The 13,481-nt window shown below is 65.4% G+C and carries 14 protein-coding genes; 8 read left to right on the forward strand and 6 right to left on the reverse strand.

Features of this window, described 5'->3' with window-relative positions; translation table 11 throughout:
• Window positions 1-145: 145 nt before the first annotated feature.
• The 6 genes from ACW5IY_RS09410 to ykgO all read right to left on the reverse strand — a co-directional run bounded on the left by ACW5IY_RS09410 (window position 146) and on the right by ykgO (window position 4,657).
• A complete protein-coding gene (locus ACW5IY_RS09410) occupies window positions 146-1,366 on the reverse strand; it encodes a TraB/GumN family protein (protein WP_152906259.1) in 1,221 nt (406 codons plus the stop codon).
• Between the two features lie 4 nt (window positions 1,367-1,370).
• Window positions 1,371-1,901, reverse strand: a complete 531-nt coding sequence (locus ACW5IY_RS09415) for a GNAT family N-acetyltransferase (RefSeq protein ID WP_049437233.1) — start codon at window positions 1,899-1,901, stop codon at window positions 1,371-1,373.
• A 14-nt stretch (window positions 1,902-1,915) separates the two neighbouring features.
• Window positions 1,916-2,803 (reverse strand): carbon-nitrogen hydrolase, encoded by an 888-nt coding sequence (locus tag ACW5IY_RS09420; protein WP_005409280.1) that lies wholly within the window; start codon window positions 2,801-2,803, stop codon window positions 1,916-1,918.
• 175 nt (window positions 2,804-2,978) lie between these two features.
• Window positions 2,979-4,016 carry an agmatine deiminase family protein gene (locus tag ACW5IY_RS09425; RefSeq protein WP_010484562.1) on the reverse strand — a complete coding sequence of 346 codons (1,038 nt, stop codon included), beginning with the start codon at window positions 4,014-4,016 and terminating at the stop codon, window positions 2,979-2,981.
• A 39-nt stretch (window positions 4,017-4,055) separates the two neighbouring features.
• Window positions 4,056-4,355, reverse strand: coding sequence for a hypothetical protein (locus tag ACW5IY_RS09430; RefSeq protein WP_226053522.1), 300 nt, complete (start codon window positions 4,353-4,355; stop codon window positions 4,056-4,058).
• A gap of 176 nt (window positions 4,356-4,531) precedes the next feature.
• On the reverse strand, window positions 4,532-4,657 hold the full coding sequence (ykgO, locus tag ACW5IY_RS09435; RefSeq protein ID WP_005409283.1) for a type B 50S ribosomal protein L36: 126 nt from the start codon (window positions 4,655-4,657) through the stop codon (window positions 4,532-4,534).
• Between the two features lie 197 nt (window positions 4,658-4,854).
• Here ykgO and cmk point away from each other — a divergent pair, with 197 nt between their 5' ends.
• The 8 genes from cmk (at window position 4,855) to galU (ending at window position 13,141) form a co-directional block, all read left to right on the forward strand.
• Window positions 4,855-5,532, forward strand: coding sequence for a (d)CMP kinase (gene cmk, locus ACW5IY_RS09440; protein WP_010484566.1), 678 nt, complete (start codon window positions 4,855-4,857; stop codon window positions 5,530-5,532).
• A 198-nt stretch (window positions 5,533-5,730) separates the two neighbouring features.
• Window positions 5,731-7,416, forward strand: coding sequence for a 30S ribosomal protein S1 (gene rpsA, locus ACW5IY_RS09445; RefSeq protein WP_005416230.1), 1,686 nt, complete (start codon window positions 5,731-5,733; stop codon window positions 7,414-7,416).
• 87 nt (window positions 7,417-7,503) lie between these two features.
• A complete protein-coding gene (locus ACW5IY_RS09450) occupies window positions 7,504-7,809 on the forward strand; it encodes an integration host factor subunit beta (RefSeq protein ID WP_005409286.1) in 306 nt (101 codons plus the stop codon).
• Between the two features lie 77 nt (window positions 7,810-7,886).
• Window positions 7,887-8,171: a LapA family protein gene (locus ACW5IY_RS09455; RefSeq protein ID WP_010484569.1), complete on the forward strand. Its 285-nt coding sequence runs from the start codon at window positions 7,887-7,889 to the stop codon at window positions 8,169-8,171.
• A gap of 6 nt (window positions 8,172-8,177) precedes the next feature.
• Window positions 8,178-9,356 carry a lipopolysaccharide assembly protein LapB gene (gene lapB / locus ACW5IY_RS09460; RefSeq protein ID WP_005416232.1) on the forward strand — a complete coding sequence of 393 codons (1,179 nt, stop codon included), beginning with the start codon at window positions 8,178-8,180 and terminating at the stop codon, window positions 9,354-9,356.
• A 3-nt stretch (window positions 9,357-9,359) separates the two neighbouring features.
• The gene (locus ACW5IY_RS09465; protein ID WP_049437232.1) at window positions 9,360-10,349 is read left to right on the forward strand and encodes an MraY family glycosyltransferase; all 990 of its coding nucleotides are present in this window, start codon (window positions 9,360-9,362) and stop codon (window positions 10,347-10,349) included.
• 3 nt (window positions 10,350-10,352) lie between these two features.
• Window positions 10,353-12,266 carry a polysaccharide biosynthesis protein gene (locus ACW5IY_RS09470; RefSeq protein ID WP_049437230.1) on the forward strand — a complete coding sequence of 638 codons (1,914 nt, stop codon included), beginning with the start codon at window positions 10,353-10,355 and terminating at the stop codon, window positions 12,264-12,266.
• Window positions 12,263-13,141: a UTP--glucose-1-phosphate uridylyltransferase GalU gene (gene galU, locus ACW5IY_RS09475; protein WP_049486972.1), complete on the forward strand. Its 879-nt coding sequence runs from the start codon at window positions 12,263-12,265 to the stop codon at window positions 13,139-13,141. Before ACW5IY_RS09470 ends, galU begins: the two co-directional genes overlap by 4 nt.
• The last annotated feature ends 340 nt before the right edge of the window (window positions 13,142-13,481 follow it).

The raw sequence follows: 13,481 nt of genomic DNA on the forward strand, positions 1-13,481 counted from the left end.
CGCGGCGCCGCCCGAGCGTGGGCTCGGGCGCTACCGATTCCGTGCCCATGTAGAGCCGAGCCCATGCTCGGCTGCTGTTCGCCGCGTCGCGGCGTCGCCCGAGCATGGGCTCGGGCGCTACAGATTCTGTGGCCGGTTGAAAGGCCTACCCCGCGACCTTGCCCCACACCTTGAAGGTGGTCAGCCACAGGCCGAGCATGCTGCCGATGTTGGTCAGCATGAAGGTCAGCACCACGCGGGTGACGCGGTTGCGGTACCAGCCCTTCAAGCTCTGCGCATCGTCGCGCAGCTTGAGGAAGTCCTCATACGCCGGCTTGCGCAGGCGCGCTTCCACCAAGGCCGAGAATGCGCCGGTCGGGATGCTCAGGCGGAACGGCTTGAACGGGGCCACCGCGATTGCAGTGAGGATGCTCAGCGGGTGGCCGCCGGCCAGCAGGCAGCCCAGGCCCGCCAGGCCGCCGGTATACATCGCCCAGGTCGCCAGCAGTTCGGTACCGACGCCGAGGCCGCCGCGGTAGAAGCCCACGCCGATGCCGGTCGCCACAATGGCCAGGATGCCCAGCGTGAACCACGGAATGTTGCGCTTCTTCGGTACCGCTTCCAGCTCGGCGCGCAGCGGCGCCGGTGCCTCGGTGTCGGTTTCCAGGTAACGCGCCAGCCCTGCAAGGTGACCGGCACCGACAACCGCCAGCACTTCACGCTGCTGCGGGTAGTGCTCCTCGCGCAGGCGCGTGGCCATGTAACGGTCACGCTCGCCGATGATGGTCTCGTACAGCGCTGGGCTCTCGCTGGCGAACTCACCGAAGCTCGATTCCAGCATGTCGCCCTGCTTGAGCTTCTCGATCTCGTTCTCGCCCACTTCCTCGGACGAGAACAGGCCGGCGCCGAGGCCGGCGACCAGCTTCAGCTTGCCGAAGAAACCCAGCCGCTGCGAGGCGCGGCGGAAGGTCAGGCCGACCTCGCGGTCGATCAGGTACACCGGCAGGTCGCGTTCGCGGGCCAGTTCCACCGCGCGCTTCAGTTCGGCGCCCGGCTCGATGTCCAGCTGTTCGGCCAAGCGGCGCTGGTAGGCGGACAGCGCCAGGTTGGCCGCGAACAGGGCGACGCGGCCCTTGCGGATCACCTCGACCAGGTCGAGCTTGGCCAGCGTGTCCGGATCACTCAGTGCCTGCAGGCGCTGCGGGTCCAGTTCAACGGCAACGGCATCGAAGCGGCCGCTGTCGATGGCTTTTTCCACCGCCTCGACGCTGGCGCGCGAAACGTGGGCAGTGCCCAGCAGGGTGTAGCGCACGCCGTCGCGTTCGACGACGCGTACCGGCTGGCCGGCGAACAGGTCGTCGCCGGTCTCGGGGAGGGTTTCGGTCATGGGTTCATTCATTGGAAGGTGCGGTGTCGGCGCCATCGCCGAGCGCGCGCTGCATCTGCACGGTATCCAGCCAGCGGCCGTGCTTGCGGCCGAGGCCACGGAACACGCCGACCAGCTCGAAGCCGAAGCGTTCGTGCAGCTTGATTGAAGCGGTATTGGTCGGTTCGCCGATCACCGCCACCATCTGCCGGTAGCCACGCGCCACGCAGGCGTCGATCAGGGCCTGCAGCAGGCCGGTGCCGACGCCCTTGCCCTGGAAGCCGGCATCGACGTAGACCGAGTTTTCCACGGTCCACTGGTAGGCGACGCGGGTGCGGTAGGTGTTGGCATAGGCATAGCCGGCCACCTGGCCGTCGATCTCGGCGACCAGGTAGGGGAAGCCGCGATCGATGATGTCGCGCATGCGGCGCAGCATCTCGGTCGCGTCCGGGATGTCGTACTCGTAGGTGTTGACGAAGTCGGTCACTTCCACCGCATAGATTGCGGTGATCGCGGCGATGTCGGCCGGGCCGGCATCACGGATGAGGACGGCCATGCGCGGGCTCCGGCTCAGTCGATGTAGCGCTTGAGCAGGTCACCGTACGCATCGATGCGACGGTCGCGCAGGAACGGCCAGATGCGGCGCACGTGCTCGCTGCGCTGCAGGTCAACGTCGCACAGCAGCACGGTGGCATCGGTGCCGGCTTCGGCCAGGAACTCACCCTGCGGGCCCAGCACGTGGCTGTTGCCCCAGAACTGGATGCCCGACGCACCCAGCGGGGAGGCTTCATGGCCGACGCGGTTGCAGCTCAGCACCGGCAGACCGTTGGCCACGGCGTGGCCGCGGTGGCTCAGCACCCAGGCGTCGCGCTGGCGGGTCTTCTCGTCCTGCACGTCGTCCGGATCCCAGCCGATCGCGGTCGGGTACAGCAGCAGCTCGGCACCGGCCAGCGCCATCAGGCGCGCCGCTTCCGGGTACCACTGGTCCCAGCAGACCAGCACACCGAGGCGACCCACCGAGGTATCGATCGGCTTGAAGCCGATGTCGCCCGGGGTGAAGTAGAACTTCTCGTAGAAGCCCGGGTCGTCCGGGATATGCATCTTGCGGTACTTGCCCAGCAACGTACCGTCCTTCTCGAAGACGACGGCGGTGTTGTGGTACAGGCCGGCAGCGCGGCGCTCGAACAGCGAGCCGACCAGCACCACGCCATGCTTCTTCGCCAGTGCGCCAAGGCGCTCGGTGCTCGGGCCCGGAATCGGCTCGGCCAGGTCGAACTCGTCCACCGACTCGTGCTGGCAGAAGTACGGACCGTTATGCAGTTCCTGCAGCAGCACCAGCTTGGCACCCTGCGCAGCCGCCTCGGCCACGCGTGCTTCGATCACCGCCAGGTTGGCGGCGGCATCACCGTGGTTGCGCTCCTGGATCAGGGCGACGGTAAGGGGGCTGCGCGAGTTCATGCGGGGCGTTCCTGCGGGGGAAAACCAGCATGTTAGCGCGGATGGGCGGCGACGGCGTGTAGCGCGCTGAATGGCCGGTGTTGTAGAGCCGAGCGTGGGCTCGGCTCTACAAGAAGCCAGTCGAGCATGGCTCGACGCTACAAAAGCGGTGCCGGGCGGGGCCCGGCATCATCCGTCATGCCTTCAGCAGGCCTTCCGGCAGCTGCATGGTGATGCAGTGCAGGCTGCCGTTCTGCCAGATCAGCGAGCGGCAGGGGACCTGCACGATCTCGCGGCCCGGGTGCGCCTGGGCCAGTACATCGCGGGCCAGGTCGTCGGCCGGATCGCCATAGGCCGGCATCAGCACCGCACCATTGACGATCAGGTAATTGGCGTACGACGCAGCCAGGCGGCGGCCTTCGTCGATCACCGGCTGCGCCCACGGCAGCGGGAACAGGCGGTACGGCTGGCCATCTTTGGTGCGCAGCGCGGCCAGCTCATTGCCCATCGCCTGCAGTTCGGCATAGTGCGAATCGCTCGCGTCGTCGCAGGCCTGGTAGACGATGCTGTCAGCCGAGGCGAAGCGGGCGAGGGTGTCGATATGCGCGTCGGTGTCGTCGCCTTCCAGGTAGCCGTGGTCCAGCCACAGCACGCGGTCCTGCTGCAGCCAGTCGGCCAGGTCGGCGCTCAGGCTGGCGCGGTCGCGGTCCGGGTGGCGCTCGTGCAGGCACTTCCAGGTGGTCAGCAGGGTGCCTTCGCCGTCGGTCTCGATGCCGCCGCCTTCCAGCGCGAACGGGATGCTGCGCACCGGCGCGTCGTTGAACACACCGGCCTGGTCGAGCACGCCCACCAGCTGGTCATCCAGGGTGGCGTCGAACTTGCCGCCCCAGCCGGTGAAGCGGAAATCCAGCAGCTGGAAGCCGCCGTCGGCGCGGCGCAGGGTGATCGGGCCGGAGTCGCGCAGCCAGGTATCGTCGTAGGCCGCCGTGGTGAAGTGGACCTTGTCCATGTCGATGCGGTTGGAGCGCAGCCGCATCTCGGCATAGGTCTCCACATCGTCGTCGGCCACGCAGATCAGCACCGGCTGGAAGCGGGTGATGGCCGCGACCAGGGCGATGTAGGTCTCTTCCACCTGGCCCAGGCGGTCGGCCCAGTCGGTGTCGGCAGTGGGCCAGGCAATCAGGACGCCGCTCTGGGCTTCCCACTCGGCAGGAAAACGAAGGGTCTGGTTCATGGTCTCGCTACACAGGCCCGCCCACGGCGGGTAAAGGGATCAACGGATCGGCGGTTTCGGGCCGATTTCGTTCGGGTCCGCCTGGTTGGCCACCACGTCGATCACCTTCTGCTTCTCGAAGTAGACGGTGAACTGCGGGTACACCCAGCGGTTGATGGTCGGCCATTGCCGCTTCTGCCCGCCACGCGGCTGCAGCTGCTCGCTCGGCGCGCCGAACTGCGCCTGCACCTGCTGCATGCTCTGGCCGCGCACGGGCAGGGCACCGGCCGGCTTCTCGCGGGCACGGTCGACAAGCAGGGTATCGGCCATCGCCGGCGTGGCGGCGGCAAGGGTGGCCATCACGGCCAGGGCGGACAGGTAACGCTTCATCTCGATCTACTCCCCAGTGGTCAAGAAAGGCGATTACAGCAAAAACGGCAGGAAAAAGCCGCATAAACAAAAAACCGCCCGAAGGCGGCTTTTTGCATCGGGTCGGCCCCGCGTAGGGCCAGCCGCAGCCGCGAAGGCTGTTGGGCTTAGCGCTGACGCGCCTTGAAACGCGGGTTCGACTTGCAGATGACGAAGATCTTGCCACGACGACGCACGACCTTGCAGTCACGGTGACGGGCCTTCGCCGACTTCAGGGAGGACAGGACTTTCATGGCATACCTCGGCGTAAACAGTAGTTGTTCGGGTGGAGCGTGGCCGCGATATGCGAAAGACAATCGGCAGTTGACGCTCGTTCAAGCCCGCCATTCTACCGGGCTTTTCCTCGTGGTTTCAAGTGGTTGCACAAAAGATCCCGCTGGGGGTGTCTGGCAGGGGCTAGAATGACCCCTTCACACGCTCTGGGAACCCCATGAATCCACTCGCTCCCGTCCTGACCATCGACGGCCCTTCCGGGGCCGGCAAGGGTACCATCAGCCGCATCATCGCGCGCCGGATGGGCTGGCATTACCTGGATTCGGGCGCGCTGTACCGGGCAGTGGGCGTGGCCGCGAGCTGGGCCGACATTGATACGTCCGATGCCTCGGCGCTGGTGCGCTGCACCTTCGACACCCATGTTCAGTTTGTTGAACAGGGCGAGTCGATGCGGGTCATGGTCAATGGCACCGATGCCACCGACGAGCTGCGCCTGGAGACCACCGGCGCCCTGGCCTCGGCCATTGCCGCCATTCCCGAGGTCCGGGCTGCCCTGAAGGAGCGCCAGCGCGCATTCAGGGAGCTGCCCGGCCTGGTCGCCGACGGCCGCGACATGGGCACGGTGATCTTCAAGGACGCCCCCTACAAGGTCTTCCTGACCGCCAGTGCCGAGGAGCGCGCCGAGCGTCGGCATAAGCAGTTGAAAGACAAGGGGGTTTCTGTTAACTTTGATGACCTCCTGCGCGAGATCATGGCCCGCGACGCCCGTGATGCTCAGCGTACCGTGGCGCCCCTGAAGCCGGCAGACGATGCTGTCCTCATCGACACCACAGGCATCGGCATCGCAGATGTCGTTGCCAGAGTGATGGATCTGCTTCCGGTTCCGGCTGCCTGATCCGTTCGCGCGGGAGCACTGCCAGCAACATCGGTGGTGGTCGCGCATAGCAGTGCTGTACCAGCTCCGTCGCGCAATGATGCGTGGCGGTTTTCCTACTACACACGACCTGCGTTTCCGGGGTCGACCAACAGGCGGGCGGTCGCCATTCCCCTGAAGGGGACGCCACCGACCCATGTGTCCAACAGAGTAAATCTAATGACCGAATCATTTGCCGAACTGTTTGAAGCCAGCCAGGCCAACCTGGCCAAGCTGAAGCCGGGCGCCATCGTCAGCGGTACCGTTGTTGAAGTCCGCGGCGACGTCGTGGTGATCAACGCTGGCCTGAAGTCCGAAGGCATCGTGCCGATCGAACAGTTCCGTAACGACGCTGGCGAAATCGACGTCGCCGAAGGCGACATCGTCAAGGTCGCCCTCGACTCGATCGAGAACGGCTTCGGCGAAACCGTCCTGTCGCGCGAGAAGGCCAAGCGCGCGATGGTGTGGGACGAGCTGGAAGAAGCGTTGGAAAAGAACGAAACCATCACCGGCCGCATCAGCGGCAAGGTCAAGGGTGGTTTCACCGTGGACATCAAGGATGTCCGCGCCTTCCTGCCGGGTTCCCTGGTCGATGTGCGCCCGGTGCGCGATCCGGCCTACCTGGAAGGCAAGGAGCTCGAGTTCAAGCTCATCAAGCTGGACCGCAAGCGTAACAACGTCGTGGTCTCGCGCCGCGCTGTCGTCGAAAGCGAGCACTCGGAAGAGCGCGAGCAGCTGATGGACAAGCTGCAGGAAGGCGCGATCCTGAAGGGTGTCGTCAAGAACCTGACCGATTACGGCGCGTTCGTGGACCTGGGCGGTATCGACGGCCTGCTGCACATCACCGACATGGCGTGGAAGCGCGTGCGTCACCCGTCGGAAGTCGTGAACGTCGGCGACGAGCTGGACGTCCGCGTGCTGAAGTTCGACCGCGAGCGCAACCGCGTTTCGCTGGGCCTGAAGCAGCTGGGCGAGGATCCGTGGGACAACATCGGCCGTCGTTACCCGGCCAACAGCCGCGTCTTCGGCAAGGTCTCCAACGTCACCGATTACGGTGCGTTCGTTGAGATCGAGCCGGGCGTCGAAGGCCTGGTGCACGTCTCCGAGATGGATTGGACCAACAAGAACGTCAACCCGTCCAAGGTTGTCCAGGTTGGTGATGAAGTCGAAGTGATGGTGCTGGACGTCGATGAAGAGCGTCGCCGTATCTCGCTGGGCATGAAGCAGGTTGCCGCCAATCCGTGGGAAACCTTCGCTGCCACCCACAAGAAGGGTGACAAGGTGTCGGGCCAGATCAAGTCGATCACCGACTTCGGCATCTTCATCGGCCTGGACGGCGGCATCGACGGCCTGGTCCACCTGTCCGACATCAGCTGGAACACCACCGGCGAAGACGTCGTTCGCAACTTCAAGAAGGGCGATACCCTGGACGCCGTCGTCCTGGCTGTCGATCCGGAGCGCGAGCGCATCTCCCTGGGCGTGAAGCAGCTGGAGCAGGATCCGTTCGGCCAGTACATGGCTGCCAATCCGAAGGGCTCCAAGGTCGAAGGCGTGGTGAAGGAAGTCGACGCCAAGGGCGCGATCATCGAGCTGGCTGACGGCATCGAAGGTTACGTCTCGGCCCGCGACATCGCCAACGAGCGCGTTGACGACGCCACCCAGCACCTGAAGGTCGGCGACAAGGTCGAAGCCAAGTTCGTGGGCATGGACCGCAAGGGCCGTACCCTGCAGCTGTCGATCAAGGCCAAGGACGACGCTGAAATGCGCGAAGTGCTGGAGGAATACCAGTCCTCTTCGGCTTCCAGCGGCACCACCCAGCTGGGCGCGCTGCTGCGTGCACAGCTGAACGGCAACAAGTCCGAGTAATCGGCCTTACGCTGTTCGTTGTTTCCTGGACGGCCCGGGCATTGCCCGGGCCGTTTCAGGCTGGGATACCCCTGATGTGAGCCGGTAATGACCAAATCCGAACTGATCGAAATCCTTGCGCGCCGCCAGGCGCACCTGAAGGCCGATGATGTCGATCTGGCGGTGAAGTCGTTGCTGGAAATGATGGGCGGATCGCTGTCCGCCGGGGATCGCATCGAAATCCGTGGTTTTGGCAGTTTCTCGCTGCACTATCGTCCGCCGCGCCTGGGTCGCAACCCGAAGACCGGCGAATCGGTTGCCCTGCCGGGCAAGCATGTCCCCCATTTCAAGCCGGGCAAGGAACTGCGCGAGCGGGTCAGCAGTGTGCTGCCGCTGGACGCCGATCCGGCCTGAGCCTGCCGTCGCGCCACCGCGTGCGAATCCAGCCGCGAGTCGGATAAGCTACGGACTCCTGCCACTGGAGCTGTCGCATGAAGGTTTTTCGTCTGCTGGTCCTGCTGGCGGTACTGATCCTTGGATTGATCATCGGTGCGGTCAACATGACCGCGATGTCGATCAACCTGCTGTTTACCCAACTGCACACCTCGGTGGGCGTGGCCCTGATCGCCGCGCTGCTGGTGGGTGTCATCGTCGGCGCTGGCCTGGTGCTGGTGAGCGTGGTCATTCCGCTCTACAGCCAGTTGCGCCGCGCCAACAAGTCCGCTGTCGCCACGCCGGCACCGGTTGCTTCCCCCCAATCTTTTGATGGACGCTGATCGAAGATGGATTTCGTCACCGAGTGGTTCTGGTTCTTCCTGTTCGTTCCGCTGGCCGCACTGGCCGGGTGGGTGATCGGACGGCGTGGTGGTCAACGCCACGGTGACAGCCAGGTCAGCCGCCTGTCGAGCACCTATTTCCGTGGCCTGAACTACCTGCTCAACGAGCAGCCGGACAAGGCCATCGAGCTGTTCCTGCACATCGCCGAGCTGGACAAGGAAACCTTCGAGACCCAGGTCGCGCTGGGCCATCTGTTCCGTCGCCGCGGCGAAGTCGACCGCGCCATCCGCCTGCATCAGGGCCTGGTCAACCGCCACGACCTCAGCGATGCGCAACGCGTGCAGGCGCTGCTGGCGCTGGGCGAGGACTACATGAAGTCCGGCCTGCTGGACCGCGCCGAAACCGTGTTCACCGAACTGGCCCAGCTGGACCAGCGTGCCCCGCAGGCACTCAAGCACCTGATCGGCATCTACCAGGCCGAGCGCGACTGGGAAAAGGCGATCGACAACGCCACCCGTTTCGAGGATGTCACCGGCGAGCCGATGGGCAAGCTGATCGGGCAGTTCGAATGCGAACTGGCCGAACGCTTCCGCGGTGCCGGCAAGCTGGAAGAGGCGAGGGCAGCGATTGCCCGGGCCTACCAGGCCGATGCGATGTCGGTCCGTGCCGGCATCATTGAAGGCCGCCTGGAAACCGATGCCGGCAATCCGGAAGCGGCCGTGCGCGCCTTTGAACGCGCAGCGCGCAACGATCCGGAGTACCTGCCGGAGCTGCTGCCGGCGCTGATGCAGAACTACCGCAAGGTGGGCGATCTGGCGGGCGCGCGCGCCTTCCTGTCGGAGATGACCGAGCATTACCGTGGCATTGCCCCGGTGCTGGCGCTGACCCGTCTGATGGAAGAGCAGGAGGGCGTGGCCCCGGCCCGTGCCTACCTGGGCCGCCAGCTCAAGGATCGCCCGTCGGTGCGTGGTGAGTCCGCGCTGATCGACCTGACCCTGGCTGAAGGTGCCGATTCCACGGCGACCCTGCACGACCTCAAGCACATCACCGACCAGTTGCTGGTGCGCAATCCGGCCTATCGCTGCACCCGTTGTGGTTTCGGTGCGCGCACCCACCACTGGCAGTGCCCGAGCTGCAAGGAGTGGGGTACGGTCAAGCCGCTGCTGAACTACGCGGTGCTCTGATCCATGCCGTGGCTCGTGATGGGCGCGCTGCTGGGTCTGGCCCTGCTGAGTGCGGCACTGACCTGGGCAGCGCGGGGCTACGCGCTGCGCCGGCAACTGTTTGACCAGCCGGGCGAACGCCGCAGTCATAGCGTGGCGACCCCGCGTGGCGGCGGCATCGCCATCGTCATCAGCCTGCTGGTGACCGCCGGTGCTGCCATGTGGGCCTGGCCCGAAGCGCGTCCGAGCCTGCTGGTCGCCAGCCTTGGCCTGGCGCTGGTGGCGGGTATCGGCTGGTGGGACGACCACCGGCCGCTTCCGGCCATGCGCCGCCTGATGGTGCACTTCATCGCCGCCGCGCTGCTGGCCGCGCTGGTCAAGTTCCATGGCGGCAGCTGGCTGCTGGCCGTACTGGTCCTGCTGTTCACTTCCTCGCTGATCAACATCTGGAATTTCATGGATGGGATCAACGGCATCGCCGCCAGCCAGGCCATCGTGGTCGCGCTGGGGCTGGCGCCGCTGCTGCCTTGGCCGTACTCGCTGGCGGCGGTCGCGTTGGGCCTGGCCTGCCTTGGCTTCCTGCCGTTCAACTTCCCGCGGGCCCGGATCTTCATGGGCGATGTCGGAAGTGGCGCGCTGGGCTACGCGGTGGCGGCAGTGCTGGCACTGGCCAGCGTAAAGACCGACATCCACTGGATCCTGCTGCTGGTGTCGGCATCGCCCTTCCTTGTGGACGCGGGCTTCACACTGCTGGCGCGCATCATTTCCGGACAACGCTGGATGGAACCCCATACCCAGCACGTTTACCAGCGCGCGGTGCAGGCAGGAGCCAGTCACGCCCAGGTAACAGGGATGTACTTTGCTTTGGGCCTGTTCAGTATTACAGTGCTTAATGTCTGCTCCAATTTGCAGCCGAGGTGGGAGGCTGCCGTGGCGATCGCGTGGTTCACCGCGCTGAGCGTCCTCTGGCTCCTCCTGCGCAATGGATTGCGCCACCCAAAAGGAAATACCTGACTTATGGCTTCACCCTGGCGGGACAGAATCCTCGGCCTGATGCCGCGTTCGGCCATCGTCTGCCATGACCTGTTCATGGTCTGGGCATGCTGGCAGCTGCTCCACGCGGGGCGGTACTCGATCCTGGCCAACGCCCCCGAGCTCCCACTCTGGAACGTCGACACCACGCTGGTGCTGCTGCTGCAGGGCATGGTGTTCTGGCGCGTGGGGCTCTATCGCGGCCTGTGGCGGTTCGCCAGCGTCAGCGACCTGCTGAACATCTTCAAGGCCAGCTTCATCGGCATGGTCGCCATCGTGCTGGTGCTGATGTGGAAGCGCTTCGACGGCGTGCCGATGTCGGTGCTGGTGATCTATCCGTTCGCGCTGTCGGCGCTGCTGGGCGCGCCGCGCCTGCTGTACCGGGCCTGGAAGGACTATCAGGCGCTGCAGTCGGACTCGTCCGCGCGTCGCGTGCTGATCCTGGGTGCCGGCCAGGCCGCCGAGACCCTGGTCCGCGACCTGCGCCGTTCAGGCAATTTCGAGCCGGTCGGCCTGCTGGACGACGCGCCGCACCTGCGCGGTGCCAAGCTGCAGGGCCTGCCGATCCTCGGCACCCTGGACGATGCGCCGACAGTGGTCCGCGAGACTGCGGCCAAGCTGCTGGTGATCGCCATTCCGTCGCTGGACGCTGCGGGCATGCAGCGCATCGTCGCCATCTGCGAAAGCACCGGCGTGCCGTTCCGCACCGTGCCCAAGCTCAGCGATATCCTGCAGGGCCAGTCGCTGCCCGGGCAGTTGAAGGAAGTGGCGATCGAGGACCTGCTCGGCCGCAAGCCGATCATGCCGGACTGGAACCTGATCCGTGGCTGGTTGGGCGGGCGTACGGTGATGGTCACCGGCGCCGGTGGTTCGATCGGCTCCGAGCTGTGCCGCCAGTGCGCGCGTCACGGCGCCGGCCGCATCATCCTGCTCGAGATCAGCGAACTGCTGCTGCTGACCATCGAGGGCGAGCTGCGGCGCAGCTTCCCGGATGTCGAGGTCGAAGCGGTGCTGGGCGACTGCGGTGACCCGGCGGTGATCCGCCACGCCCTGTCGCTGCACCCCGTCGACACCGCCTTCCATGCCGCCGCCTACAAGCATGTGCCGGTGCTGGAGCGGCAGCTGCGCGAAGCGGTGCGCAACAACATCTTGGCCACCGAGAACGTGGCCCGCGCCTGCCTGGAGGCACACGTGGAGCATTTCGTGTTCATCTCCACCGACAAGGCGGTCGACCCGGTCAATGCGCTGGGCGCCAGCAAGCGCTATGCGGAGATGATCTGCCAGAGCCTGGACCAGAAGTCCACGCATACCCGTTTCGTCACGGTGCGCTTCGGCAACGTGCTGGCCTCGGCTGGCAGCGTGGTGCCGTTGTTCCGCGAACAGATCCTGCGTGGCGGGCCGGTGACCGTCACCGATCCGGAGGTCAGTCGCTACTTCATGACCATCCCGGAGGCCTGCCAGCTGATCCTGCAGGCGGCCGCTTCGGCGTCGCACGGTGCGATCTATACGCTCGACATGGGCGAGCCGGTGCCGATCCGCGTGCTGGCCGAGCAGATGATCCGCCTGGCCGGCAAGCAGCCGTACAAGGACATTCCGATCATCTACACCGGGCTGCGTCCGGGCGAGAAGCTGCACGAGACGCTGTTCTATTCGGACGAGGACTACCGTTCCACCGCGCATCCGAAGATTCTCGAGGCCGGTGTACGCACGTTCTCGCGTGATCTGGTGTTGGGCAATGTTCCACGCCTGCGCGATGCCGTGGCTGGTTACGACACCACCAGCATCCAGGAGATCCTGTTCGCGACGATGCCGGAGTTTTCTCCCATCGAACAGGATGCTTACATTTCATCCGCTAAAGTCGTGCCTTTTCCGGCACGTGAGGCCAACAGGCACCAATGAGCAAGCGAATTCGCAAGGCAGTTTTTCCAGTGGCAGGGCTCGGGACGCGCTTTTTACCGGCAACCAAGACGGTTCCGAAGGAAATGTTGCCGATCATTGATCGTCCGCTGATCCAGTACGCGGTCGATGAAGCGATCGAAGCCGGTTGCGACACCCTGGTGTTCATCACCAACCGCTACAAGCATGCCGTGGCCGACTACTTCGACAAGGCCTACGAACTGGAGCAGAAGCTCGAGCGCGCCGGTAAGCAGGAGCAGCTGGAGATGATCCGCCATGTGCTGCCCAATGGCGTGCGCGCGATCTTCGTGACCCAGGCCGAGGCCCTGGGCCTGGGCCATGCGGTGCTGTGCGCCAAGGCCGTGATCGGTGACGAGCCGTTCGCGGTGCTGCTGCCGGATGACCTGATCTGGAACCGCGGCGACGGCGCACTGAAGCAGATGGCCGACCTCAACGAGGCCAGTGGTGCCAGCGTGATCGCCGTTGAAGACGTGCCGCACGACAAGACTGCCAGCTACGGCATCGTGGCCACTGACGCGTTCGACGGCCGCAAGGGTCGCATTTCGCAGATCGTGGAGAAGCCGAAGCCGGAGGACGCGCCGAGCGACCTGGCGGTGGTCGGCCGCTATGTGCTGAGCCCGAAGATCTTCGAGCTGTTGGAGCAGACCGGCAGCGGTGCCGGTGGCGAGATCCAGCTGACCGACGCGATCGCGCAGCTGCTGAAGACCGAAAAGGTTGATGCCTACCGTTTCGAGGGCACCCGCTTCGACTGCGGCACGCATCTGGGGCTGGTGGAGGCGACGATCCGCTTCGCGCTGGACAACCCCAAGCTGGCCGGCCCGGCGCGGGAGAAGCTGACGGCGATGTTGGCGGAATAAGGTTTATCAAGCGCTCCGTTCGCGGCGCCTTGATTGATACGTGATGGGCGGGACGGGTGGGCCGTTGCAGGACACGCCGTAAACCCGTCCATGGGGGCTCGATGGCGCCATCCATGGCGCCAACGGTCCTGCAACGGCCCACCCGTCCCGCCTGGCAGGTTTCCTGCGGGCGCGGACGGGAAGGGCGGAATCAAAGGCAGAAGCACAATCAAAAAAGGCAGCCTATGGCTGCCTTTTTTGATTGTTGGGGTCAGAGCCCTTTGCGCAGCAAAGGGCTCTGACCCCGGCCTTTGACCCTGCCTTTGCTCATCCCTCCGCCGCGCGGAATGTTGGGTGGCGC

This window comes from Stenotrophomonas sp. C-A, assembly GCF_054030835.1.